The sequence below is a fragment of the Cytobacillus sp. FSL K6-0265 genome, assembly GCF_038003465.1.
In the GTDB taxonomy this organism is placed as follows: domain Bacteria; phylum Bacillota; class Bacilli; order Bacillales; family Cytobacillaceae; genus Cytobacillus; species Cytobacillus stercorigallinarum.
Genome location: NZ_JBBOPE010000001.1, coordinates 322,058 through 346,725, shown reverse-complemented (window position 1 = coordinate 346,725; position 24,668 = coordinate 322,058). Strand labels below are relative to the sequence as shown.

The 24,668-nt window shown below is 37.4% G+C and carries 26 protein-coding genes; 2 read left to right on the top strand and 24 right to left on the bottom strand.

Annotation, left to right across the window (positions count from 1 at the left end; all coding sequences use genetic code 11):
* Nucleotides 1-78: 78 nt before the first annotated feature.
* From MHH73_RS01845 to MHH73_RS01810, 8 genes are all read right to left on the bottom strand, one after another.
* The gene (locus tag MHH73_RS01845; protein ID WP_191813734.1) at nucleotides 79-1,368 is read right to left on the bottom strand and encodes an MFS transporter; all 1,290 of its coding nucleotides are present in this window, start codon (nucleotides 1,366-1,368) and stop codon (nucleotides 79-81) included.
* A gap of 64 nt (nucleotides 1,369-1,432) precedes the next feature.
* Nucleotides 1,433-2,224 (bottom strand): 2-keto-4-pentenoate hydratase, encoded by a 792-nt coding sequence (locus MHH73_RS01840; protein WP_341064223.1) that lies wholly within the window; start codon nucleotides 2,222-2,224, stop codon nucleotides 1,433-1,435.
* Between the two features lie 63 nt (nucleotides 2,225-2,287).
* Nucleotides 2,288-3,145 carry an alpha/beta fold hydrolase gene (locus MHH73_RS01835; protein WP_191813739.1) on the bottom strand — a complete coding sequence of 286 codons (858 nt, stop codon included), beginning with the start codon at nucleotides 3,143-3,145 and terminating at the stop codon, nucleotides 2,288-2,290.
* 20 nt (nucleotides 3,146-3,165) lie between these two features.
* Nucleotides 3,166-4,122, bottom strand: coding sequence for a 3,4-dihydroxyphenylacetate 2,3-dioxygenase (gene hpaD / locus MHH73_RS01830; RefSeq protein ID WP_191813741.1), 957 nt, complete (start codon nucleotides 4,120-4,122; stop codon nucleotides 3,166-3,168).
* Between the two features lie 34 nt (nucleotides 4,123-4,156).
* A complete protein-coding gene (locus MHH73_RS01825) occupies nucleotides 4,157-4,591 on the bottom strand; it encodes a hypothetical protein (protein ID WP_341064222.1) in 435 nt (144 codons plus the stop codon).
* Entirely contained in the window at nucleotides 4,588-4,989 is a 402-nt protein-coding gene (locus MHH73_RS01820; RefSeq protein WP_341064221.1) for an FAD synthetase family protein, read from the bottom strand. Before MHH73_RS01820 ends, MHH73_RS01825 begins: the two co-directional genes overlap by 4 nt.
* A gap of 20 nt (nucleotides 4,990-5,009) precedes the next feature.
* Entirely contained in the window at nucleotides 5,010-5,489 is a 480-nt protein-coding gene (locus MHH73_RS01815; RefSeq protein WP_341064220.1) for a flavin reductase family protein, read from the bottom strand.
* Nucleotides 5,490-5,506: 17 nt separating this feature from the next.
* Nucleotides 5,507-6,685: an acyl-CoA dehydrogenase family protein gene (locus MHH73_RS01810; RefSeq protein ID WP_191813746.1), complete on the bottom strand. Its 1,179-nt coding sequence runs from the start codon at nucleotides 6,683-6,685 to the stop codon at nucleotides 5,507-5,509.
* Nucleotides 6,686-7,021: 336 nt separating this feature from the next.
* On the opposite strand from MHH73_RS01810, the gene MHH73_RS01805 reads away from it, so the two are divergent.
* The gene (locus tag MHH73_RS01805) at nucleotides 7,022-7,999 is read left to right on the top strand and encodes an NAD(P)H-dependent flavin oxidoreductase (protein ID WP_341064219.1); all 978 of its coding nucleotides are present in this window, start codon (nucleotides 7,022-7,024) and stop codon (nucleotides 7,997-7,999) included.
* A 349-nt stretch (nucleotides 8,000-8,348) separates the two neighbouring features.
* Nucleotides 8,349-8,978 (top strand): hypothetical protein, encoded by a 630-nt coding sequence (locus MHH73_RS01800; protein WP_341064217.1) that lies wholly within the window; start codon nucleotides 8,349-8,351, stop codon nucleotides 8,976-8,978.
* A gap of 335 nt (nucleotides 8,979-9,313) precedes the next feature.
* Here MHH73_RS01800 and MHH73_RS01795 read toward each other — a convergent pair whose 3' ends face one another.
* The 16 genes from MHH73_RS01795 to MHH73_RS01720 form a co-directional block, all read right to left on the bottom strand.
* Complete coding sequence (locus MHH73_RS01795) at nucleotides 9,314-9,577, bottom strand: hypothetical protein (RefSeq protein WP_191813750.1); 264 nt, start codon at nucleotides 9,575-9,577, stop codon at nucleotides 9,314-9,316.
* Nucleotides 9,578-10,158: 581 nt separating this feature from the next.
* Nucleotides 10,159-11,190, bottom strand: a complete 1,032-nt coding sequence (locus MHH73_RS01790) for a S66 family peptidase (RefSeq protein WP_341064215.1) — start codon at nucleotides 11,188-11,190, stop codon at nucleotides 10,159-10,161.
* A gap of 16 nt (nucleotides 11,191-11,206) precedes the next feature.
* On the bottom strand, nucleotides 11,207-12,022 hold the full coding sequence (locus MHH73_RS01785; protein ID WP_341064213.1) for a lipid II flippase Amj family protein: 816 nt from the start codon (nucleotides 12,020-12,022) through the stop codon (nucleotides 11,207-11,209).
* Between the two features lie 138 nt (nucleotides 12,023-12,160).
* Nucleotides 12,161-12,448, bottom strand: coding sequence for a DUF4190 domain-containing protein (locus MHH73_RS01780; RefSeq protein WP_191813756.1), 288 nt, complete (start codon nucleotides 12,446-12,448; stop codon nucleotides 12,161-12,163).
* 12 nt (nucleotides 12,449-12,460) lie between these two features.
* Nucleotides 12,461-14,302, bottom strand: a complete 1,842-nt coding sequence (locus MHH73_RS01775; RefSeq protein ID WP_191813758.1) for an LTA synthase family protein — start codon at nucleotides 14,300-14,302, stop codon at nucleotides 12,461-12,463.
* Nucleotides 14,299-15,900 carry an aminotransferase class V-fold PLP-dependent enzyme gene (locus MHH73_RS01770; protein WP_341064211.1) on the bottom strand — a complete coding sequence of 534 codons (1,602 nt, stop codon included), beginning with the start codon at nucleotides 15,898-15,900 and terminating at the stop codon, nucleotides 14,299-14,301. The genes MHH73_RS01775 and MHH73_RS01770 overlap by 4 nt, the downstream gene beginning before the upstream one ends.
* Nucleotides 15,897-16,442 (bottom strand): glycerol-3-phosphate acyltransferase, encoded by a 546-nt coding sequence (locus MHH73_RS01765; RefSeq protein ID WP_341064210.1) that lies wholly within the window; start codon nucleotides 16,440-16,442, stop codon nucleotides 15,897-15,899. The genes MHH73_RS01770 and MHH73_RS01765 overlap by 4 nt, the downstream gene beginning before the upstream one ends.
* Before the next feature lie 186 nt (nucleotides 16,443-16,628).
* Nucleotides 16,629-17,054 carry an RrF2 family transcriptional regulator gene (locus MHH73_RS01760; protein ID WP_191813762.1) on the bottom strand — a complete coding sequence of 142 codons (426 nt, stop codon included), beginning with the start codon at nucleotides 17,052-17,054 and terminating at the stop codon, nucleotides 16,629-16,631.
* Between the two features lie 18 nt (nucleotides 17,055-17,072).
* Nucleotides 17,073-17,972, bottom strand: coding sequence for an NAD(P)/FAD-dependent oxidoreductase (locus MHH73_RS01755; RefSeq protein ID WP_341064208.1), 900 nt, complete (start codon nucleotides 17,970-17,972; stop codon nucleotides 17,073-17,075).
* Between the two features lie 214 nt (nucleotides 17,973-18,186).
* On the bottom strand, nucleotides 18,187-18,750 hold the full coding sequence (locus MHH73_RS01750) for a PepSY domain-containing protein (protein WP_191813766.1): 564 nt from the start codon (nucleotides 18,748-18,750) through the stop codon (nucleotides 18,187-18,189).
* Between the two features lie 106 nt (nucleotides 18,751-18,856).
* The gene (locus MHH73_RS01745; RefSeq protein WP_341064207.1) at nucleotides 18,857-19,537 is read right to left on the bottom strand and encodes a PepSY domain-containing protein; all 681 of its coding nucleotides are present in this window, start codon (nucleotides 19,535-19,537) and stop codon (nucleotides 18,857-18,859) included.
* Between the two features lie 7 nt (nucleotides 19,538-19,544).
* Nucleotides 19,545-20,897: a sensor histidine kinase gene (locus MHH73_RS01740; protein ID WP_341064206.1), complete on the bottom strand. Its 1,353-nt coding sequence runs from the start codon at nucleotides 20,895-20,897 to the stop codon at nucleotides 19,545-19,547.
* Nucleotides 20,894-21,589, bottom strand: coding sequence for a response regulator transcription factor (locus tag MHH73_RS01735; RefSeq protein WP_341064205.1), 696 nt, complete (start codon nucleotides 21,587-21,589; stop codon nucleotides 20,894-20,896). The genes MHH73_RS01740 and MHH73_RS01735 overlap by 4 nt, the downstream gene beginning before the upstream one ends.
* Nucleotides 21,590-21,691: 102 nt before the next feature.
* A complete protein-coding gene (locus MHH73_RS01730; RefSeq protein ID WP_191813774.1) occupies nucleotides 21,692-22,702 on the bottom strand; it encodes a DUF1835 domain-containing protein in 1,011 nt (336 codons plus the stop codon).
* Nucleotides 22,703-22,717: 15 nt separating this feature from the next.
* Nucleotides 22,718-23,191 (bottom strand): GNAT family N-acetyltransferase, encoded by a 474-nt coding sequence (locus MHH73_RS01725; RefSeq protein WP_341064203.1) that lies wholly within the window; start codon nucleotides 23,189-23,191, stop codon nucleotides 22,718-22,720.
* A 193-nt stretch (nucleotides 23,192-23,384) separates the two neighbouring features.
* Complete coding sequence (locus MHH73_RS01720; RefSeq protein ID WP_341064202.1) at nucleotides 23,385-24,647, bottom strand: cation:dicarboxylate symporter family transporter; 1,263 nt, start codon at nucleotides 24,645-24,647, stop codon at nucleotides 23,385-23,387.
* Nucleotides 24,648-24,668: the final 21 nt, after the last annotated feature.

Below are 24,668 nucleotides of genomic sequence, written 5' to 3'. Positions count from 1 at the left end.
CCTTTTGTTTGTCAATATAAATTATTCTGATTTTTTATTTTTTTAAAAATCGGGTTGTAACCGCATTCATTTTCTTCATTAAGCTACATTCGATTGGATATTCTCATCCTTATTCGGTCGGACAAATAACCAGACAAGTCCACCACAAACAAGCAGGATTATACCGCATAATTGAAAGGCCATATGAAAGCCCGCTGCTTGCGTGGCAGATCTTTCAATAAGGAGACCCGTAATATAAGGACCAACAATTCCTCCTAAAGAGGTAAACGCCATAAACCACCCTTGTACTTTACCTATATGCTCTTTTGAGACCATACTCGATAGAATAGTCGGACCAAGCACAAGTGTAATACAACCGAAAGTAAGTCCTAAAGAGAGAAAGGCAATAACCAACATATTCGCATTTAATAATGTACCAATAAAGTAACTAACTGCTCCCGCTAACATGACCGGACCTAGTACAAACACCCGGCCCTTCACAATACTTTTCGTTTTCTTAAATAATCGGTCTGAGACAGTAGAGAAAATGATTTGAGAAAGTGTAATCATGATCCATGGGAGTGCTGCTACTATGGATAAGGTTTCCGCACTCAATTGACGAACATTTTCCAAGTAATTAGGAAGCCAATTTAACCCTATAGTAAAAGACCAATACGTCGCAAAACCACAGATGGCTATAAGAATAAAGTTTTTTGACCTTAGCACGGGCCCAAATTTACTTACTGCTGTTTGTTGGTCTTGTTGTCGATTAGCTTTGAATTTTGCTATTGCTTCTTTGCGATCATTTTCTGCAATCATTAGCCAAAATACAACCCAAATCAAACCGACAATACAAGTCGCTAGAAATGCCGAACGCCAACCAAATTGGGTGATTAATGAAATAAGGATAGGTGCCGACATAGCCACGCCTAAAGGACCACCTACAGATACGAGTGTTAAACCTATTCCAAGCTTTTCCTTTGGTAGATATTTTGTTGCAGCAGTCATTGCAAGTGAATAAGACGGTCCCTCTCCTGCGCCTAATATAATGCGCGTTATCAGTAAAAAGGTAAAGCTTGACACAAATAGGGTAGAAAACTGCACGGTCGCCCAAACAATTGCCATACAAGCAATAACAATTTTCGCACCGAATCTGTCAGCTAAAGTACCACCGATAATAGCAAAAATAGAATATAAAAAGAAAAAAGCACTGCCAATAATACCCCACTGTTCAGCATTTAATCCTAATTCTTCCATCAGGGGAACAGATGCAAATCCAATAATCGCTTTATCTGCATTGCTAATAACTGTCAGTAAAAATAATAAGATAATAATTAGAAAAGCCTGACGCGAGATTTTACCTTCTTTCGCACGAGGATTTTTTGCCATTTATATGACCTCACTCTCAAAATTTTTAAGAAAAGTATGCGAAGACCAACGCTCCGCTAGGCTTTTAAAAACTTACTTCTATACTCTCAAGTCCACTAAATGCTGCTTTAAATGTATCGCCTTTCTCAACAGGGATTGCTGCAGATAATGCACCTGATAATATGACTTCTCCTGCCTTCAAGTGAACTCCATAGTCAGAAAGCTTATTAGCTAACCAAGCAACACAAATTATCGGATTGCCTAATACATCTACACCATAGCCTTTATTAATCAATTTATTATTTTTATATAATTTCATTTCCAATTCTTTTAGCTTCTCACGATCGACAGTATATCGTCCTTCACCTAAGACAAATTGGGCACTTGAGGCATTGTCAGCAATAGTATCTTCAAGTTTAATCCGCCAATTTTCGATTCGACTGTCCACAATTTCTAAAGCAGGGATAATATAAGCAGTGGCTGCTACAACATCGTCCTCTGTTACGTTCGGTCCCCGAAGATCATGCTTCAATACAAACGCAATTTCTCCCTCAATTTTCGGCTCAAATAATTGATCCATAGGAATAGCCGATTTTTGCATTGTGACATCCATGCTACTTAATAAATGGCCATAATCTGGCTGATCAACCCCTAATGCCTTTTGCATAGCTAGTGAGGTTAAACCGATTTTCTTTCCAACAACCTTTTCTCCTTGTGCCAACTTCACATCAATATTTTCCATCTGAATTTGATAAGCCTCATCAACTGATAGATGCGAGATTTTATCTGTTAATGGTTGGAGGGATTTCTTTGTTTTCTCCGCTTCTAAAAGCGCTTGAGCAGCTTCTTTTAATTGGTCATTTAACTGTAGTTTCATAATTGAACCTCCTTCTATATGGAAAGACCCCGCCACTTTGTTAAGTGACGGGTGTTTAAATATTTATTTAGATACCACTTGTTTTTTTAAAAAATCAATAGTCACCTGATTGAATTCTTCTGGTTTTTCCCATTGTGGCCAGTGACCCGCATCATTGATTACTGTCAGTTCACTCCCTGGAATCATGTCTTTAATCGGTTGTGCTTCTTCCACTGTTGAAGTCGGATCATGGTCAGTCCAAGCGAGTAATGTTGGTACATTGATTTTGCCGCACCATGATGGATCCCAACTAAATTGCTTTCTAGCTTCGATATTTTGCAAATGGACAATATGATGGACAGCTTCCTGATAAGCAGGTTGCGTATAAATATTGTAACGAGATTCTATTAACTCATCTGTTACTTGTGATTTATCATACATTAACCATTCTAATCTCGTTTTCACATTTTCATAGTTTGCTTCAAGTACCGCTTTTAATGTTGAAGCTTTTAGCCCAGCCATCACTTCAGGTTTGTTATTTACATTACCAGGCGTATTGAGCACCATGGATTCCACATATTCCGGATGGTGAGCAGCAAACCAAGCAGCCACCCATCCACCAAGAGACTCTCCTGATAAATATACTTTCTCTAAACCAAGCGCTTTGATTACAGCTAATAAATGGTCACTGTAACTATCAATACCGTACGGATAGTCTGGCTTTTCTGTATATCCATGACCTAACATATCGATACAGATCACGCGGAAGTGCTCAGCCAATCCTTTGATGTTTCTTGCGTAAGCCTCGATATGACCCCCTGTACCGTGTAAAAGCAAAAGAGGCTCTCCGGTTCCCGATTCTAGTACTCTCGTTTTCACACCATCTGCATCGACAAAATGAAGTTTAAATTCGATATCTGCTAAATCGTTCCAAATAGACATTTAATCCTCTCCTATTCTCTTTATTTTGTAACTTTCTCTTTCATCCACTCATCATTGACTGGTGTTGTTTCAAAGAAAGAATCCGGTACTGATGGTCCCCACCATAGACGTCCCTTTGTATCATATTCTTCCTTCGTCCAACCAATTGGTGGTAAATCAGTATCACGTTTATAATCACCAGAATAAATTTCAATACGATGACCGTCTGGGTCTCTTACATATAAGAAGAAAGCATTTGTTACCCCATGACGACCTGGTCCATAATCGATATTTGCACGGTAGCCAGCATCTGCAAGTAAGTCGGCCGTTTTCACAACGGAAGAAATACCGTCTACAATATAAGCAATATGATGAAGAGATGTTTCTTTATGTTGCACAAGGGCCACGTCATGAGTCGATGTTTTCGCTCTTGTCCATGCAGCGAATTTCCCCTCGTCTCCTTGAACATATTCTGAAATGCTGAAGCCAATTGCTTGCCAGTATTCTAACGCTTTATCTACATTTGTTACACGCAGATTCATATGATCGATTGCTACTGGTGGTATACCACGATGTAAATGGGAGTATCTCATTGGCAAAGCATCGACACCACCACTTTTATTCCCTACATTTATCTCTTCCATTGCATGATAGAATTCAACCGGATGACCATTTGGCTCAGCAACTTTAAGAACCGGTCCTTTTCCTGGGTGGATACTATTCTCGACATATTGCGTAGCAATTCCCATTTCTTGATGTTGCTTCTCTAACTCTCTTAAATACTCAGGACTAGATACACGAAGACTAAAGCTACCAAGAGCTGCTTTTGGCTTTTGCGTTAAAATTAAAGAATAGCGATCAAATTCATCAATAGCACGTAGATATAGACTGGACTCTGTTCTTTCTACTTCAATAAACCCTAGTACATCTACATAAAAATCTTTTGACTTATTTAAATCTGTTACAAACAGTTCGATTTGCCCTAAACGAAGAATCATTACTCTTCACTCTCCTATTGATCAATATATGGATTTAACTGATTTGCTCTTTTGCTTCTATTTTTTTCAACCAATGAATGCTTAATTCTTTTGGTAAGGTCTTACCCGATTGCCATTCTACTTCTTCTTTACTGAGGACTTTGACTGTATGCATACCCTTATCCCCTTGACAATTCACTTCATATTCACCAAGTGCAGGTAATGTATAATAAGGTTTAACCCAGTACGTGCTACCCTTCCTTTGCAACTCCACTTGATACGGTCTACCAAGAAGTGCACTTGCTAAATCTACTTCCCCCTGTTGTAAACAGCTGCGGATATAAGAGGAACTAATTTTCAACCCATTTCTGCTCAATTTTGAAACGGATGTTGTCGTTATTAAATATCCTGAATCAGCAGCTAATCTGTCCATATGACCGACTCCCTTATTACCATAATGAAAGTCGAAGCCAGCGACTGCATGTTTCACGCCGAGTGTGAGTAAATACTGCTTAACAAATGCTTCTGGTGTGAGGCTAGTAAATACTGCTTAACAAATGCTTCTGGTGTGAGGCTAGCAAATGCCTGATTAAAAGGAACGACATAGAAAAGGTCAACACCAAGAGAACTCATGCTCTTTTTCTTCTCATCTAATGGCATTAAATAAGGAAAGTCAGATTGCTTCATTAACACCGTTTTCGGATGAGGAAAGAAACTCATGATGGCTAGTGGCAGATTGCGCTTATTTGCCTCTACCTTTGCTTGGCGAATGACTTCTTGATGACCAATATGAAGGCCATCAAAAAATCCGAGCGCCATCACACAAGGTTCTGCGTTTTTAGCTAATACGCCTTGTCGTTCTTCCTCATTTAAAACGATGGTTTTCATCTGACTTCCCTCCTTTATTGTTAAGAAATGGGTTCTTCTACTGCTATCATTGAACGGTATTTCCCGTTAAAGAATAATAATGGATCTTTTTCTTCTAAATACACATCCTTCACGCGACCAATAAATAACGTATGGTCACCTTCTACGTGTATGGCTGATACTTCACAAGCTATCTGTGCCACTGCCCCGTCAATCACCGGCATGTCATTTAATCGTGCGAATGACACTTCCTTCGTTTCTTTTAACTGACCAGCAAAATTCATAGACAGTTCTTTTTGATCATCAGCCAATATATTAACGGTGAATATCCCACTATCCTTAATTTTCGAAAGGATATTCGCTCGTTCCCCAATAGAGATAACGATTAATTTAGGATCAAGTGATACCGACATAAAAGCATTGGCCGTCATCCCATGAACTTTCCTATTTGTTTCAGTTGCAATCACCGTTACGCCGGTGGCAAACTTACTCATCGCATTTCTAAATAAACGATCATCCATCTTTACCTCTCCCTTCATTAACCTCTAACGCCACTCTCAAAACCAAATAAGTCTTGTCCGTACGCTGCAACAGAATCTTCATAAAGTGATGTTTTATGTGTAGCCACGGATAAAATATCGCGGATAAACATTTCTAAAGTGCCACCCTTATACAGTGCAGCCCCACCAAGTGTTAACATGGCACGAACAGCGATATCTGTACAAAGCTTTATAATTTTCGTTCGAATGGCAAAAAACTCCCCGAGTGGTGTGATCTCGCCATCCTTTTCGTAATTTTCTAATAACGAAATGTATTGAGCCATTAATCCTTTTGCTGAATGCAAGTCGGTAGAAATTTCTGCTATTACACGTTGGCTTCGAGGAGATTCGCTTTCTCTCACACCATCCATCAAACGAACACGTTTTTCAGTTAACATTTTAAACTCTTCAATCACTCGCTCTGCACCACCGATTGCAATCGCTGGGAATCCGATATAAAATGCCGGATAAAATGGCACATGATAAAACGGATAATCTTTATCATAATCTTCATCTGGTGGCCTTCTTGTTGATTCCGCTTTTTCTAAATCGAGAATACGCTCTTTCGGTACGTACACATTGTCTGCAATAATTTGGTTACTTCCCGTTCCTCTTAATCCAAAAGTATCCCAATTTTCGACGATTTCAACTTCAGATGTTTTCAAAATGGGTAGGCAAACTACTGGTTTATCACGTCCAGGTAATTTAACTTTCACCCCAACACCAACCCAATCACTATGAAGAATCCCGCTGACGAAATTCCATTTTCCACTAATCCTTAATCCATCTCCATCAGGTTCTGCTGTACCTAATGCGGCAAAGATATCTGCAATCAAGCCACCTTGATTAACTATTTCATCTCTTCCTGCTTTCGGTAAATAAGATGGTAATGAATTGTGTAAAGGGTAAAGGAAGGTTAACCAAGCAGCAGAAAGATTATAATTTGCCACCTTTTGAATCACTTTTGCAAAGGTAGATAAACTCGCTTGTGGCCCACCATATTCCCTCGGTAACATCATCCTTGAAATTTGTGTTTCTTTTATTAAATTTACGACATTTGCTGAAACCGTGGCATTTTGATCCGCCTCATGCGCTTCTTCTTCAGCGAGCTTACCAATCTTCTCCGCTCCCTGTAATAACGCTTCTTCCGTCACATTGTCCATCGTCTTAACATTCATTGTTACACACCCCATTTATAGAATATAAAAACAATTAATTTGACATCGCTTACATTGTTGATTCAAATTTTCCCTTTAATTAAGTTTCTACTGTTAGTGTAGTGAAAAATGAAAATTCAAACTAGAACAAAAATTGTTCATGATTTTTGATTTTTTCGTCTTTATTTGTTCATATTGGGAACTTTTCACAAAATAACTGGCGTAAAATTAAAAAGAAGCGATCTAAACTAACGTCGCAGAATAGCCCAACAAGAGCTTACTTTGCAGGATTAATAATCTTTTGTGTGGAATGTTTAACTTCATACATAGAACATCTGAAAAGGAGTGGGATAAACTATGAAAACACGCGTATCCGAGATTTTTGGAATTAAATATCCAATAGTACAAGGAGGGCTCGCTTACCTTGCTTATGCTGAACTGGCGGCTGCGGTTTCGAATGCTGGAGGACTGGGACAAATTACTGCGGCAACATTGCGTTCACCTGAAAAACTTCGGGAGGAAATTCGTAAATTACGCACACTTACAAATAATCCATTCGCCATAAACTTTGCCATTGCAAGGCACGATGGACAATATAAGGAATTGCTTGAAGTTGCTATTGAAGAAAAGGTACCTGCAATTTCTATTACAGGAGCTAATCCTCAACCTATTTTTGAACGTATAAAAGGAGAAAATATTCGGACGCTTGTTCTTGTTGCAGGCGCTAGACAGGCACAGAAAGCAGAACAACTTGGTGCTGACGCTGTAATGGCAGTTGGACAGGAAGGCGGTGGACATTTAGGGCGAGACGATATTGGTACAATGGTACTTATTCCTCGTGTAGTCGATTCCATATCGATTCCAGTGTTAGCGAGCGGTGGGATTGGCGATGGACGAGGTTTATTGGCAGCTTTTGCACTTGGGGCAGAAGGAATTGAAATGGGTACTCGCTTTATTGCTACTAAAGAGTGCGTTCATGCAAACAAGAAATATAAGCAGGCAATTGTTAATGCGAAAGAGTCGGATACAGTCGTTATTAAGAGAACAATAGGTTCACCAGGCCGAGTCTTGAAAAGTGAATTTACTCTGGATATTATCGAACGTGAAAAAGAAGGAGCCACCTATGAAGATCTGCAAGAAATAATTAGCGGAAATGCTAATTGCAGATATATCTATGATGGAAATGAAGATGAAGGTTTTGGATGGGCTGGACAAGTAATCGGAATTATCAATAATATTCCTACTGTTCAGGAATTATTTGATGAAATGATTTTAACAGCAGAAAAAGGATTAAGCCGTATTGGTAATATTATCGGAGAGCAGACTCATCGATAATTATTTATTATTATGGACGTTATCTGAATCGTTAATGGTTGTTGTGCAACCATTTTTATTATTAAAGCAAAGATTGTGAAATAAAATACATAAACTAACGGGGCAATACTTGATGAATGGTATTGTTCCTTTCTTATGTCACATAAGGGCAGGTTAGTTAGTTTAAGTGAACTTATTCACAAACTAGTTATTTATAATTATTCTATAAGTTTAAGCATTAAAGAATAAATATACTCCTTTCGTAAATAATTTAGTTTATATGTTACCCTAATACAGTGTAGCCTTCTATAAACTAGGAATAATTTGCGATTTAATGTAATAAACGAAGAACTAAAATAAGGAGAAATATATGAATTATAAAAAGTTATTATTTACAGAGGGTTTGCTTACTAGATTTTCCGCCTTTCTTCTTACATTTTGGGTATTATTTGTTACTACTATAGTAATTAGTCATTTATCTCTACCTGAAGGATTACTGTTAGGAAAAACAACTGGTGGAAACTTAGAGTTATCTTCAAATTTTTTTGTCTCTACACTTCAAATCTTAACCTATAATTTGATTTCAATTATATGTATTGTCATTGGAAGTTTATTTGCAAGAAGGAAAAATGAAAAGGATGTTTATCATTCATACGGAGCAAATGTTTTGATTGTTTTAGCTGTTCTTTTTGGTTTAGTATTAGGAACAAATTCGTTTGGGATTCAAGTAGAAAATGTCTCACTACTCTATAAAATTCTTGGTTTATTTGATGTAACTCAACGCTCAGCAATCTGGGAAATAACTAGTATTATCATGATGACATCTGTATTCTCAAATAAATCATTGGTTTTCACTACAGGAAAGAAAACAACAACCATAAAATGGAAACAACTTTTTTTCTCTAAACTAGAAATCGGATTTATAATTGTTTCGCTTCTGTTCCTAGTTGTTGGTGCTATTGTTGAAAGCACTGCAATATATAGTGTGTTATCAAAATAACTATTTACGCCCCTATTGAACTAACGGGGGCTTAGTTGAAGAACAAAAAATGAGTTGTTGTAGTAAATGAAGTCGTTTGTAGTACAAAAATGGATAGGAAAAGCAGTATTTATTTCTGCTTACCTATCCTTTTATTTTCACCTAATATAATGTGTGACATTTTATATCAACACTTATTTTGAGGTTATACTACCTATTCTCTTGCCTTTTAATAATGACTTTTACTCGTAAACTCAACTTGTGTGCAGTTCTATCCTTTTTCTCTCTGAGACCGGCAATTTGCAACGTCTCAGTTCCGATTCCAATATCAAGGCGACCAAATGCCATACTCACAATCAAACAAAAGAGACAAGCAAAACAAAAATAGGAAAAAGGACAAAAAAACCATTTAACCCTTGCAAAAAGATAATGAGCGGGCTCATGCTATTTTTATTTCTAATATAAAAGAAAGAAATGATAGCTAAAATGGGGGTGAGCAATCCCAAGATGCCATAGACTTTACCATTTAAAAACTCTTGAATAATTAAAGAAATAAGAACGATATTTACCAGCAACAACAATAAAGGAATAAGCATTTTCTGTCCTTTGTACTGCCCCACCTCTATCACCATCCTAAATCGGGTTTCTTTCAACTAATGAAAAACAGCCACAAAAAAAGTAGACCTATTATCATATTTAGAAATATATATTTACTTTTTTGTATCCACGCCTCTATTGAATCTAGTAGAAAACTAGAGGCAAGTATGAAATAAAACCAACCTGATATAAGGAATTCAGTGTGTTTGATTCCTATTATGACATAGAATAATAGCAAAAAAGCGAGAATGAACCGTAGTATCGTGAAAGCCTTGATAGGTTCTTCTTTCCTTTCTTCAAAAAACAAACCCATATCCTTCACCGTCTCTCCATTTTTTTCATTCCTTATTCTGACGTTTCAAAAAATAAATTATAAGTAAGCCCCCGATTAAGAAAAACAATAGTGATCCCCAAAAAGACCTTGATGTACCAGCGAACTGATAGAAAAACACCGTATTCAAAAGCATCCAGAATGTAAATAGTATGGAGAAAAATAAACTTCTCTTTGCTTTATTTACTTTTTTGGTTAACAACCAAACTTCAACAATAAATTGCAATAAAATAAAACCAATTAATGAACTCATCCAATAGTTGTAAACGAACACTACTTCACACCACTCTCTAAGATGGCAAAGGACCCACGATCAGCATCAATCTGAGCAGTTGCCCCATACGGCAAAATGAATTTTGGTTCCGTATGTCCAAAGTTTAAGTTATAAAGGACAGGTACATCCGTTAAACCGTATTCCTGTAAAACGGTTAATATAACCATCTTGTATTCTTCATAGTATGCTTCATCATAAGGCTTAGCAAATACGATTCCGTTTGCGGCTTGTAATATCCCTTGCGCTGCATAATTCCTGAGCCAATACTTCACATAGTCAGGGGCCGTCTTCTCTTCAGACGTTTCAAAAAACAAAATACTACCTTCCCAATACGCTTTCTCTGGCCAAAGAATGGTTTGCTTAGCAAACTCCAGCACCTCAATACAGCCGCCGATTAACGGTCCTTGCACCATACCGCTTCCTTGCAGGACCTCATAGCCGTTATTCTTATTCATTTTTCGTCGCGTCTCTTTATTGACCTCTATCCACTTAAGCCTCTCACTCGTCCAATGCGGAGCAGGCGACAATTCACCAATCGTAGAAGAGGAAAATAGCGTACGTTCGATATTTTCAACAGTGTACGGATCCATCTCTACATTCTCAGCAAAATCTGTTAAAATCGCAGGTCCATAGAAAGACGATAGCCCTGCTTTATGACAGAATAAATGAGTAATCGTGACATCTGAATAGCCCATAAATATTTTAGGATTTTCTTTTATCACATTAAAATCAATATAGGGCAGCAAGCGAATGCTGTCTTCTCCACCAATATTGGCAATAATGGCTTTAATACGAGGATCAGAAAAAGCTGTCATTAAGTCTTCGGCGCGTGCTTCAGGATGATGATATAAATAATCTGCCCCCTTCAGACTGTGCGGCATTGCGACTACTTCTAGGCCAAACACCTCTTCAAGCCGCCTAACCCCTTGCTCATAACGCCATCTAATTTCTTCTTCTCCTGCACCTCCCCATGAAGGACTTACCGTTGCTACTCGGTCGCCTCTTTGCAACCTTTGTGGTTTTTTTAACATATGTATCCCCCCATTGTTATATCCAACTTGCAAACCAAGCTACATAGTAAGCAGCAGGCAAGAATATGATTTGCGCTGCCAATGTGCCAACAAACTTAGAACTGACCATTGTTAGTGAATAACTTTTCAAATAAATATATTTGCTTGGGTTAGTCATCACTCTATCAGCTAATACTGAAGCTTTGGGATCAATAAATAATGTCAAAATAATGGTTGCGACACCATTTATAATACCTGACGACATTAAAGCTGCTTGCGCATACTCTGGTGCAATTATAGATGCATAGATAGAAGGAAGCACCCCTGTCGTAAACACCGCTGTGACAATTACATTCAAACAAAATAAACGCTTAGGAATGGTTTGTAACGTAATTCCTTTTAAATAATTGAAACGAGGGATTCTTATACATGAAAGCATACGCTTGATTCCTCGTAAATTCATATTTTTCTTGAATAATGCGGGGATTGACCCCCGTTGTTCTGACATTTGCACGATTGCCTTTGAAAATATCAATATAAATGTAGGGAAAAGTAACATGCCTAGCAATACACCGATTGAAGTCACACCTATTAACAGACGATACTGTTCTTCAATGAACTTCATGACATTCCCTTCAGGTGCCTCATTAATCAGCTTCGCCGTCATTGGTTGCTGAATCATCGTCGAAAACCGCGAAACAATCACTAATGTACTAAACAGTGAGATCGCTGTAGCAATCAACCTCACTCTTGTTCCAGCAATCCTCGTTGAATAAGCTAAAGTCTCTATTAATGTAACGATTAATAAAAAACATGCGATCAAAAGTAATTTTTCTGTGATCAATTCTGCCATTAACTTGTTCACTCCAGCTCTTTTTATTAACAGCAATTATAATTGAAGTGGGATAAATTAACAATAAAAACCCACCCTTTTCCATCCGCTTTTTGAGCATAAAAAACGCTCCTTCCGTATGAAGAAGCGCATTTCCCGTTAAGGCATTTCTTGTATTTCAGTTTCAAATGTAGTAAAAGCAAAGATACCAAGCAACGCAAATAGTATCCAAATAACCGTAAGAACGATCCCAATAATACTACAAATAAGACCGGCCGTTGCTAGCGATTTCCCTTTTTCTCCCGTTTGGGGGATTTCTTTTGCTGACAACCTACCAAACACAATACTAATAATCCCTAATATGAAGCCGATAAATGGAACGAGCAGTGAGAGAATCCCTAGTGTTAGGGAAACCACTGCTTTTGTATTTGTTTTTTGTTGTTCCACCGTATTCCTCCCCTATTCTATAAACCTCAATAAATCCCCTAAAATCATTTCATCAGATAGCTTAAGTTCTTTACGTACCGTTTCTAGATACGTTGCACAGTTTTCTTCTTCAGTCAGTGATTCAGTATGCATGCTGTAACAAGCATTGTTAAGATAGGCATATTCACTGGCTACCATACTGCCATCACGAAAGACAACAGGTTTATCAGGATCTCTCGTAAATAGGTTTTCACTAAAGTTTGTTCTTTGATCCTCATCAATACCCATTAATTCGAGGATAGTGGCATGGATATCAATTTCGCCACCGATTGTCTCAAACGTCGCACCTTCCTGGCCAGGTATATGAATGATGACTGGAATTTGCTGCAATTGGAGATGATTAATCGGCGTTTCCGGTTGATCTAATAACTCATGTACGCCTTCTTCAAATTCTTGGGAAATCCCGTAATGATCACCATATATAACGAAAATCGTATCTTCATACATTCCTTCTTTTTTTAACAAATCAAAGAATCTCTCAATCGCTGCATCTTCATAATTAACCGTTGTCACATAGCGATTAACAACGTCAACCGACGTATCAGCAGGGGGAATACGTTGGTCCTCACTTTCTAATAGAAAAGGAAAATGATTGGTTAATGTAAGGAAACTAGCCATATAGGGTTCCGTCAACGTTGAAAGATGTGTGATTGATTGTTCAAAGAATGGAATATCTTTAATACCATAGTTTACGGAATTCTCTTCTGTAATATGATAGTCCTCTTCAGAAAAATATTGATTATATCCTAAGCTCGGATACATTTGCTTTCGATTCCAAAAATTAATGCTGTTACCGTGGAAAGTGGCAGCACTATAATTATTTTTTGTTTTTAATAATTTAGGTAAAGAAATAAACTCATTCTCAGGACGTCTAACAAAGACAGAACCGCTAGATAAAGGATATAAGCCCGTATGAATCATGAATTCTGCATCGGACGTTTTTCCTTGTGCTGCTTGCTCATATATATTTGAAAAATAATAACTATCTTCTATTAAGGAGTTAAGAAAAGGGGTAATTTCTTCCCCATTGACTTTACGGTTAATGACGAAATTCTGCGTAGACTCTAAGCTAATCAATACTAAATTTTTTCCCTCAGCAAGACCAAAATAGTCTGATTTAGCATCAGACATCCCCTGTAAATAGCTAGTTACAGGCTCAACACTTTTATCACTAGCTACTACTTTCATCATTGGTGATTGCAAACTATTAATAATATTGAACACTTGATAATTATAAAGCCCTAATGACTCAACAAGCTGTTCCCTGTCATAGTTCGCTTGAAGCACGTAAGGATTTCTCATTAAGGCGAGGGAAAAGGTCATCATGATTAGGACCATGGACAAGGCGACATACTTCTTTTTATGAGGCATCGTTGGTTGCCACTTTGTGTGTTTTGTTTTTCGCCATACATAAACAAAAAAGATAATATCTAAGAATAATAGCAGATCGAAAGGCGAAATTAACTCTAACGTACTTGGTCCAAGTCCACCAACATTATTTAGCTGCATAAGTACAGATACTGTTACAAAATCAATATAAAAACGATAATATAGTAAATTTGCATATAATAAACCAATAAGCAACACATAGGCAATTAACACGCCTATCATAGAAAATCTTTTTTTAAATATAAAGGCAAGACCCATAAGTAGCAGGCTAATACCCATTGGATTAATGAGAAGTACGAGAAAATCTAGCCATGTCTCGACAGTTAAATTGAAGCCTACCCATGTAACAACCACTACCTTTACCCATAGCATGACAAAGAGTACGGTGAGATAATGCTTACCAACCCAATTTATGAAGTTTTTCATCCCATTTCCTTCCTACTATGAAAGCTGTCATAGACTTTAAGTAAGCGAATCACCGCATACTCAACATCTGCCTTTTTCTGTTCCCCCATTAGTGCAATCTGAAACCAGTTTCTCTCTAGCAAATAGTTGCTTTCATAACTGACATAAATCCCTAACAGCTTCAATTGATCGCCAAACTCTCTCGAACTCATTTCTGTCTCTAATTGAACAGTCAAAATACCCGGAGAGTAATTTTCCCCACCTAACACGCTTAAGCCTGCCTCTACTAACTTTTGACGTACTAATTCATATAAATTATGACTGGCAAAATGATGATTCTCTATTGCTACAGAAAGTGCATACAGTCCATTTGATGAATGTGTAAACGGAATACTCCCATTAGCATGATACACGCCAATATCAAGATATTTCGGTAATTGGTGATGAGGTTGTATTTGAGTTTGATGAAAAACCAGTGCTAATCCAGGATAAGAACCTAAACCCTTCCCACTAACTGCACTCGTGATATACACATTCTTTAGATGAACCGGAACAATTCCTAGCGAACTGCAAGCATCTACACAAAGCTTCACATTATAACGAAGACAGAGCTGTTCCAATTCTTCTAATGGAAAAAGATAACCTGTTGATGTTTCACAGTGTACAGTCCATATCCAGCCAATATCTCGATTGTTCCGTAAGACGTTCTCTACTTCGCTTATATCCACAGGTGTGTTCCATGGTTTCTCAACTGTCGTAAACGGTAATTTGAAACGCTTGCCATGCTCAATGAGTCGGTACCCAAATTCACCGTTTGCTAAGATGAGTCCCTTCTCATTTCCTATTGATAAATGAGCAGCAACCATATCATTTGCCATTGTTCCTGTACCAACGGCTATCTCGACTTCATTAGCATTCGTTAATGCGCAAAGCTTCTTTTTCACCTGACTCAACATGGAACTTACTTCATGAGAACGGTGAGATACTGGCTCTTTTCCCCACGCCTCCTTCACCTTATCCGCTATCGAAACGGGTCCAGGGAGGAAATAAGTTCCATTCCCTTTCCTATTTCGCTTCAACATTTTTTGAAAAAGCTTAGATGCTGCCTCAAAACTTTCTTTTGTTAAATACATTGGTTGATATGGCGCTTCCTTTGTACCTACTAAAGGACCAAAAGGACGGAATCCAAGATGTTTATATAACTTTGTCTGTCTTAATGTCCCAGAGATGATAGCCATCGTATAATGCTCTTCAAGACAGAAATCAACTAATGCTTTGCTTAACTCATAAAATACGCGACTCCCACGAAAAGGTGTTTTGATAGATAATAATCGTATCTCACATAATGTTTCATTCTTTGGCAGGTACGAGTCTAATTGATCAAGCTTTTCGTCTAATGAAAATGGCCTCGTTCCTTTCACAGCAATCATCCCCACGACTTCATCGTCTTTTTTAGCGATAATATATGTATTGGTATCATGAAAGCGATCAACTAATATTCTCTGTTCATTCACTCTATGTTGCGGTATTTCCTCTACAAATGTTTCATAGTTTAATTGATGAATCTGCTCCAGCTCAGACCTTTGATCTGCCCGTTTATAAACAATTGCTGTCATCATTCCACTCCTCCACTTCTATGCAGCCTTACAATAATGAACAGCATAAAAAAGTATGCCGCTGCTAACATCCAACTACTTTTTAACATGAATAGAATAGGCATGATAAAAAAACTAGTTAGTGTAGGTATAGTCAACTTCTTTGTGATGATATATAACAGAAAAATGAGTCCACCAACGATTAGTAAACCCTTTGGCAACAGTACCAATGAGGCAGCTAGATAGACAACGATTCCCTTTCCCCCATGGAAATGTAATTGCACCGGCCAGATATGCCCACATAAGATTGCTACCACAACGCAAGCGATCACTAGATTACTAGCTTCCCCCAAATAAATGACTACTAATAACGGGAAAATGGTTTTGAGTGCATCAATTATTACGGTATACACAAATGCTCTTCTACCCATCACTCTACCAGCATTACGTGCACCTGCATTACCACTTCCCTTTACTCTAATATCTTCACCATATAAAAATCGGCCAATATAATAGGCCCCATTGAAACAACCACAAGCATACGCAAAAAGAACCCATAAAACCAAATTCAGGGAGGGTCACCTCTCTTTTTAACATAACTACATATACATCCTATCTTAACATTTTTATCCAATGTGTAGGAATGCCCTAAATGTCATTTTTTACATAAAAAAAAGGCTCAAGTTATCAATCATTTAGAGTCTCGAGCCTTTTGATGCTTTCTTTAAAGTTGTAGTCTATTTTCACTTAATTTAATCGACTGCTTCTTGAGATGCTTTCATTTGTTCAGCGATGTCACTAATGAAGGTTTGCTCTAGATGTTTCACCATTTGCTCTTCTGCTCTAAGCATTGCCTGCTCAATTAAACAGTCTTCATTATGTGGATGGTCGTGATCAAGTGAACAGTGAAACAGATGATTACTTCCTTCTATCGCTTGGATCACTTGTAAAAATGAAATATCTCCATTACGTTTAACTATACGGTAACCACCTTTTGCTCCAGGTGTGGATTCGATTAAACCCGCCTTTACTAGCTTTGTTAATATTTTTGATAAATAAGTCGGCGAGAGATCTTGCACTTTTGCTAACACATCTACTCCGACAGATTCACCTTTTGGAGCCAAGTATAAGAACGCCATTGTGTGTAAACCATAATTCGTCGCACTTGAATATTTCATTTTTACTACTCCTTTTTTCTAAAAATCTTCGGCTAATAAATCACTTACGACAGCAATGCCCGCCTTACTTCCGTCACTAGCCGCAAATATAAGTTGAGCCATTGGCATTGTCGAAGTGTCACCACTAGCATAAACACCTTCTATATTTGTTCTACCAAATTCGTCTGTGATAATGCCACCATTTTCATTCACTTTACAACCTATTATATCAGCTAAAGGAGAAGCTTGCTTTGACTTCATTCCAACAAACCCACCATTTCTTTCTATTCTTTCTCCATTTGTAAAGACAACTTCTTGCAATTGTCCATCTTCACCATGTAAGTAAGCAATTTCATCCTCTAATACGCGGATTCCTTTCGAGGCTAACAATTCTTTTTCTTCCCCTGTTAAAATCTGTTTCCCATTAGAGCATACAATAATATCATCGCTCCAATTCGTCAGTAATTTCACCATATGGGTAATACCTTCCATTTCTGATACAACCACAAGTTTTCTCTCCTGTAACTCCCAACCATCACAAAAAGGACAATGAAAAACACTTTTGCCATATAACTCTTTTAATCCTTTAATAGGAGGTAACTGATCCTTCACTCCCGTTGCTAGAATCACTTTTCTCGATTGCATAAAATTACCTGAGCTTGTCTTAATTAGGAAGATATTGTTTTCTTTTTTAAGCCCCGTCACCTTTTCGTTCTTTAATGAAATGCTTGGGTATTTCTGAAGATCTTCTTTTGCTAAACGCTTAAATTCAGCTGGTGCAATTCCATCTCGTGTAATAAAACCATGTGATTCATGTGTCACACTATTCCTCGGTTTATCTTCATCAAAAAGCATAATTTTTTTTCTTGCTCTCCCTAATACAAGTGCCGCATTCATCCCTGCTGGACCGCCACCAATAATCACACAATCTAACATCATATCACTCTCCAATATAAATATATTATAGACCCTTAATATCTATAATAGAGAGTATAACAATTAAAAACAAGGAAAACAACTCGCACTTGAGAGTAAAGCGGTTTTACTAGGTAACAAACAATTTCAGCTGTTAGTGATATACACTCGTTATTTGTACTTTGGTTCATAATAAAAGTGCTCACCAGAAGATGAGCACTCTCTTATAATTTTTTCATTAATCATCTAGTTCAACTTCTAGTACTTTACCAGTTAAAGCATCAATTTTTATTTCTGCTTCTTGTTTGCCTTCTAATTCAATATCGTAAATAAGTGTCCCATGATCGTCATCAAGTTGCAGCTCATTGAACTTTCCGTCTGCTTCTTTTTCAGCTAATTGAATGGCTTCATTTGCAGAGAATAGCTTTTGATCCAGTGTAATTTCTTCGTCCTGGTCATCTTCTTTCTCTAATTTTACTTTAAACACTTCACCAGTTTTTGCATTTAACTCTACATCTGTTTCAGTACCATTCCCTTGTAACTCAACATGATATACGAGATTTCCTCTTTCCCACTCTAATTCAACATCAGTTACGTTTCCTTTCCCTTCCTCTTGTGCTATCTTGATTGCTTCTTCAATTGAAAGGATTTCTTCATTTGTATTACTTGTTTGTTTTTGTTTCACTTCTTCACCAGTTGTTACCGTTGCTTTTGGGGTATCATCATTGGCAAATGCGGTTGCGGCATAAACGCCTCCTAATGTAATAGCTCCTGCTAATAAACCTACTCCTACTTTTTTCATTTTAATTTCCTCCTATTTGTTATGTCTATACTGTTATATTAAACAGCTATCATGAGAGAAGATTGTGAGGAAGATTAAAATAAGATTAAAATTCAACTATTTTTTATTAATCCCAAGTCACAGTTGATTCACCTGTAATAGCATTCACTTCAACTATAGCCTCTTTTTCATCATTGGTTTCAATTTCGATAAGATAAAAAACATGATCGTCTGCATTTTCCAAGTCGACATCATCCACTTCGCCTTGAACAGCTTGGAGAGCGATTTCTATCGCTTCCTCTTCTGTCAAAATAGTATTTCTTGGAGGCTGTTCATTGGCTAGCTCATTTGAAAGAACCTTCCCAGTTACTGCATGTAAGGTGATTTCACGTGCTTCGCCGTCTTTAACCACTTGAGCGACAAATACTTCTTCGCCAGACTTTTCTTTTAAGTTGACTGAATCAATTTCCCCTAAAGAAGCAGTTTGCACCAACTCCTTGACTTCTTGTTCCGTTAAACGTTGCTTTTCTCCTCCTATTCTTGACATTTCTTCTATTTCACCACTTGCACGATTAATGTGTAGTTGGTACATTTGCCCTGCACGATCGAAAGAAACGATAAATTCTTTGCCCTTATTCTCTGTTTCTTGGATAACGCCTCCATATCGTTCCTCAACTATCTGTTTTACCTCGCTCTCAGCTAATTCATCTGGTGTCAATACAAACTGTTTGAGCAAGAGCCAGACAATAATGATCATAATGAAAAAAACCAGAATAAATCCTAAGCTACTAATCACCTTCTTCTTCATTTTCTCATCACTCCTGACTTCGCCCTTTATCAAAAAGTATTTTCACTTTCGTCCCTATCCCTAATTCACTTTGAAGCATTAACTGAACATCAATCGCTCCTGAGATTTCTTTTGCCAAAGATAAACCTAGCCCACTACCATTTTTCCCTCGCTTCCTTGCAGGATCTACTTGGTAAAAGCGATCAAACACTCTCGCCTGATCAGCTTTAGAAATACCAACTCCTGTATCAATCACTTCAATAAATGTTTGCTCATTTGCCTTACCGATAACAATTTCAATGTTATTCTCACTATATTTCCTAGCGTTATCTAATAAGATAAATAATAGTTGCTTAAGCTTCTGTTCATCAGAAGTGACCGTCATTTCTTTTAATCCAGATATTATAATATGCCGCTGATACGCCCTCTCAAATGAACGGCTAATTTCAGAAAGGAACGGGGAGAGCGCAATCTCTTGTTTTTGTACATTCCATTCTTCGTTATTCTTTGCCAATAGAAGCAATTGTTCAGTTAGTTCTCGCATCCTTATTGCCTCTGAGTGGATAGCTTCAATAGACTCATCAACTAAATCCTTATCTTGGTACCCACGTCTTTTAAGCAAATTAGCATAACTCTCTATGATTGTTAATGGTGTTTTTAATTCATGAGAAGCATTAGCAATAAATTGCTTTTGTTTCTCATCATTCTCCTCAAGCAGTGTAATCATATGATTGAAGGTTTCACCCATTTCCCTCAATTCTATGTCTGCATTTCGATGGAGCTTCAACTGTTTAAATTGCCCACTATTTCTAATTTCCCTCATTGTTGCCGTTAAGGAAAGAATGGGCGTAATAATCACATTGCCGACAAACCTACTAGAAAGGAATACAGGGATTGTTGCAACTAGTGTTACGATAATGAGAACGGTCTTTAATATATTTAAATTTTGAAAACTTGCTTCAATATCTCTTCCTATTTGTAAGTTTGCCACTTCTCCACTAGGTAAAATCATTGGCGTTGAACTAATAACGATATGGTTGTTCTTAAGGATTTCTGTCTTATCACTTGCTCCAAACTGAAAAGCCAGCTTATCTACCTTTTCATTATCCATCGAGGTTGTTGTCGTTGCTTCTCCATTTTCATGAATGATTCTTATAAACCCATCAACCGGTACATATGCCCGTAATAAGCTACCTTGAGGGAGAGTGCCCAAGGATTGATGGAACTCAGTTAAAACTTTATTTAGTTCATCTTTTGCCTGTGCCTTCTCACCTTCTAGCGTAATTGATTGAAAGATAAAGTATATTGTTAAGTTCATTACAATGAGTAAAACAATAAATAAGACCGCAGTATATAAATGAATTCTATTTTTGATTTTCATGTTGGTTGCCTGAGGGTATAGCCTACACCTCTTACTGTTTGAATCAGCGGTTTCACTTCATTAGATACTTCTAACTTCCTTCTTAAATAACGAATATACACATCGACCACATTCGTATCACCACTGTAATCGTACCCCCACACTTTAGACAATATTTGGTCTCGTGTCAGCACTTGGCGTTCATTCTCAGCTAAATAAAGCAACAGATCGAATTCCTTAGCAGTCAACTCAATCGCTTGTTCTCCTCGCATGACTTCTCTCGTCTGCTCATTCATTTTTAAATCGCTACAAGTTAACCATTTCCCCCCTTCTTCCTTACCTCCTTTTTGTTTCAATCGCAAAGCTGCTCTCACTCGTGCTAGTAACTCTTCTATTTGAAAAGGCTTTGTGACATAGTCATTCGCTCCAAAATCAAGTCCTGTTACTTTATCTTCTACTGCCCCTTTAGCCGTTAGTAATATAACCGGTGTAACCGTGTCATTCCCTCTAATTCTACGTAGAATTTCCATCCCACTTAAACCTGGCAACATCACATCTAAGAGGATAAGATCCCACTCTTTTTCTCGGTATTGATGCATCGCCTCCATGCCATCATACACCTTTGTCACTTGATAACCTTCATACGTTAATTCAAGCTCTAATAAGCGCGCAATTTTTTCCTCATCCTCAACAATCAAAATCTCCTCTGCCATCCACCACGCCTCCTTTTACAGTTATTATTAGCTTACCAAAAGAACATTAAAAACAAATTAAAATTTTCAATAAAAAAAACCTCCTTTTTGTGGGAGGACTTATCATTTTGATGATTCTTTGGGCTTGAGGCGTACACTATAATATCTCATTGCCCTCGGCACACCCTTCAATTCAAAAATACCTAATAACGCTAGCGTTCTCAAACGATATTCAATAAACAGATCTTCAATAGGTTGGTCTAGGTGCCCGATGACCTCACCAATTAGGCGGGCAGACTTTATAAAATCATTTCCCTTTTGAAGTTCTCTTGCCTTAGCAATAATCATCTCATCAAAATAGTTTTCACTGATAGAAGTCAACCGTCCTTCTTTCCATATCCTTAAAAAGACGTCCTTCGATTGAGCAAGCGTAACCCACTGTTGTACCCATTTTTGACGTTCATCAATAGATAAACAGAAATACTTCTCGCCATTTTTTATATATTCCACCCACTGCTCGGGCGTAAGCTCACCCGTATGTAAAATATCTTGACGTGTTAACCTTTTCTGGCGCTCCTGATCTAAACCTATATATATTTGATTGCTTGTCTCCCGTAATAAATAGACTGCATAGGCTGCTCCTGCCTGTTCATGCGCATTTTCGCATCCCCAAATAAAAATTTTACATTGTTCAGGAAATGCCTGTAACTTCATCAAACTTTCTTCTATCCGTGGAATATAGTCAAAAATAAATTCATCCTCTAAATTAATATGTTCAAGCAACCAATCCCTACGCTTCTCAAGACCCTCTAATTGATGCAATTGCCATAATGGCCCTATCGAAAAATTAATCGGAATCGTAATGACTATATCATTTATCTTTAATTCCTTTATTGCTTGTTTTAAACTCCCCGCACTCGAATCGCTGAAAACAATATGGATATTCCCTCCTTGAAGAGGAGGAATAGCCTTATCAAAGGTTAACACTGCTTGATAAATGTCATTCATGCTAGTCATATAATCCTCTTTAGGGTAGTTTCCCGATTGAAGCATTTCAGTACGTAATAACATTTGTAATAGTATAGACCTTGCCTCATGTTCCGATAATTTATCTACTTGTCGTTTAATCTGCAAAGGCAAACACTCTCCCTATTCACTTTTATAACAATCAAAAACCATGCTCATAAACTCATATGTACTTCCGTTCGTTTCTTGTATATATATGTGGCTCGTGTGAAACCCCATTCGTTTATACAGTTTAATGGCCCTTTTGTTGAAAGTAGCTACAGATAATGTCAACTGTTTAGGTTCATAAGTCTTTCTTAAAAAGCTCATCGCCGCCTTTAAGAAAGTTACTCCTTTTCCTTGACCAGTTAAGTCCGGTCGCATTCCAAGACCTATATCCAATGTGTCACCTTTGTGCTCAATCATCAAAAAGCCGATAAGCTCTTCTCCATCTTTGACAGAAAAAACAAACTCTCCCCGTTCTTTGTCATCCAAAAATGCTGCTAAATCCTCCTCATCTTCCTCCATATTATAAAAATCATAAGGGGCATCATACAGCCAAGTAAAAGCAATTTGTTCAGCTTCTTGTTGCGCCATTCTATTAAATTGAAACGGCATATAGACTCCTCCTTATTTAGAAAATTATACCATATTTTTCTTGTATAAAACGCAATTGGAAAACATAAAATGATCAATTAGAGAAGGAGGTATTTCCTAAGGTTAGGTAGCCAAAATCGACTATTGATCGCAAACCAAAAAAAATACCACAGAATTAAATTCTGTGGCATGCAATTTCAATCTATAATCACTTTTAAGAAGCTTTTTGAACTTTATTATCAGTTGGCGGGTTAAATTGGCCTTCCCACTTTGCGATAACAAGTGCTGCAAGTGAATTACCAACTACGTTAACTGCTGTACGACCCATATCTAGGATACGGTCGATACCTGCGATAAAAGCAAGACCTGCTGCAGGCAGTCCAATTGTACTGAAAGTAGCTAGTAGAACAACAAACGAAACGCCTGGTACACCTGCCATACCTTTAGAAGTAATCATTAGTACAAGCATTAATGTGATTTGGTCAACAATACTTAAATCAATACCAAACATTTGTGCAATAAATAATGCTGCAATGGCTTGGTATAATACGGAACCATCGAGGTTAAACGAATAACCAGTTGGAATAACAAAAGAAGCAATATGTTTCGGGCTTCCTGCTTGTTCCATCTTGTCCATAATTCTTGGAAGAACTGTCTCTGAGCTCGCTGTTGAGAAAGCTAGAAGTAATTCTTCTTTAATGGATCCAAGTAATTTAAAGATATTTACACCGATTATTTTAGCCATAATACCTAAAATAACGACCACGAAGAATGCCATTGTTCCATACACTGTTAACGCTAATTTCCCTAACGGAATCAATGATTCAAAACCATATTTTGAAATAGTTACACCGATTAACGCAAAAACCCCTATCGGCGCGTACTTCATAAATAAGTTTGTTACATAAAACATTGCCTTAGCTGTGCCTTCAAAAAATCTTAATACTGGTTTCCCTTTTTCACCAATTGCTGCGACTCCTAGACCAAATACAACGGCAAAGAAAATAATCGCAAGCATGTCGCCTTCAACCATCGCTTGAACCGGATTTGTCGGTACAATATGCAATAGTGTTTCGGCTATTGTTTTTCCTTCTTGCTCTTCATTTGTTTCAACATAGCCAGAAATATCATTCTGTTCTAGGCTCTCCATATCCAAACCTGCTCCAGGTTGGAATATATTAGCGGAAATAAGACCAATTGCAATCGCTACCATTGTCATTCCAATGAAATAAAACAGTGATTTACCGCCGAGCTTACCGACTGATTTAATGTCACCCACACCAGCAATAGCAACAATGATTGTTGAAAGGACGATCGGTACGACAATCATTTTAATTAAACGGATAAATAAATCACCAAAAGGCTGTAAAATACTTTGAGCGGTTTCATTTCCGTAGAAAATACCACCGATAACGATACCTAAAATAAGACCAATCAAAATTTGAGTAGCTAGACTCATTTTAAATATTTTTTTCATAAAAAAACCTCACCTTCTATA

Coding starts and splice junctions, on each gene's coding strand:
- MHH73_RS01845 (WP_191813734.1), bottom strand. CDS start 1,368: ATGGCAAAAAATCCTCGTGCGAAAGAAGGTAAAATCTCGCGTCAGGCT.
- MHH73_RS01840 (WP_341064223.1), bottom strand. CDS start 2,224: ATGAAACTACAGTTAAATGACCAATTAAAAGAAGCTGCTCAAGCGCTT.
- MHH73_RS01835 (WP_191813739.1), bottom strand. CDS start 3,145: ATGTCTATTTGGAACGATTTAGCAGATATCGAATTTAAACTTCATTTT.
- hpaD (WP_191813741.1), bottom strand. CDS start 4,122: ATGATTCTTCGTTTAGGGCAAATCGAACTGTTTGTAACAGATTTAAAT.
- MHH73_RS01820 (WP_341064221.1), bottom strand. CDS start 4,989: ATGAAAACCATCGTTTTAAATGAGGAAGAACGACAAGGCGTATTAGCT.
- MHH73_RS01815 (WP_341064220.1), bottom strand. CDS start 5,489: ATGGATGATCGTTTATTTAGAAATGCGATGAGTAAGTTTGCCACCGGC.
- MHH73_RS01810 (WP_191813746.1), bottom strand. CDS start 6,685: ATGAATGTTAAGACGATGGACAATGTGACGGAAGAAGCGTTATTACAG.
- MHH73_RS01805 (WP_341064219.1), top strand. CDS start 7,022: ATGAAAACACGCGTATCCGAGATTTTTGGAATTAAATATCCAATAGTA.
- MHH73_RS01800 (WP_341064217.1), top strand. CDS start 8,349: ATGAATTATAAAAAGTTATTATTTACAGAGGGTTTGCTTACTAGATTT.
- MHH73_RS01790 (WP_341064215.1), bottom strand. CDS start 11,190: ATGTTAAAAAAACCACAAAGGTTGCAAAGAGGCGACCGAGTAGCAACG.
- MHH73_RS01785 (WP_341064213.1), bottom strand. CDS start 12,022: ATGGCAGAATTGATCACAGAAAAATTACTTTTGATCGCATGTTTTTTA.
- MHH73_RS01775 (WP_191813758.1), bottom strand. CDS start 14,302: ATGAAAAACTTCATAAATTGGGTTGGTAAGCATTATCTCACCGTACTC.
- MHH73_RS01770 (WP_341064211.1), bottom strand. CDS start 15,900: ATGATGACAGCAATTGTTTATAAACGGGCAGATCAAAGGTCTGAGCTG.
- MHH73_RS01760 (WP_191813762.1), bottom strand. CDS start 17,054: ATGAAATATTCAAGTGCGACGAATTATGGTTTACACACAATGGCGTTC.
- MHH73_RS01755 (WP_341064208.1), bottom strand. CDS start 17,972: ATGATGTTAGATTGTGTGATTATTGGTGGCGGTCCAGCAGGGATGAAT.
- MHH73_RS01750 (WP_191813766.1), bottom strand. CDS start 18,750: ATGAAAAAAGTAGGAGTAGGTTTATTAGCAGGAGCTATTACATTAGGA.
- MHH73_RS01745 (WP_341064207.1), bottom strand. CDS start 19,537: ATGAAGAAGAAGGTGATTAGTAGCTTAGGATTTATTCTGGTTTTTTTC.
- MHH73_RS01740 (WP_341064206.1), bottom strand. CDS start 20,897: ATGAAAATCAAAAATAGAATTCATTTATATACTGCGGTCTTATTTATT.
- MHH73_RS01735 (WP_341064205.1), bottom strand. CDS start 21,589: ATGGCAGAGGAGATTTTGATTGTTGAGGATGAGGAAAAAATTGCGCGC.
- MHH73_RS01725 (WP_341064203.1), bottom strand. CDS start 23,191: ATGCCGTTTCAATTTAATAGAATGGCGCAACAAGAAGCTGAACAAATT.
- MHH73_RS01720 (WP_341064202.1), bottom strand. CDS start 24,647: ATGAAAAAAATATTTAAAATGAGTCTAGCTACTCAAATTTTGATTGGT.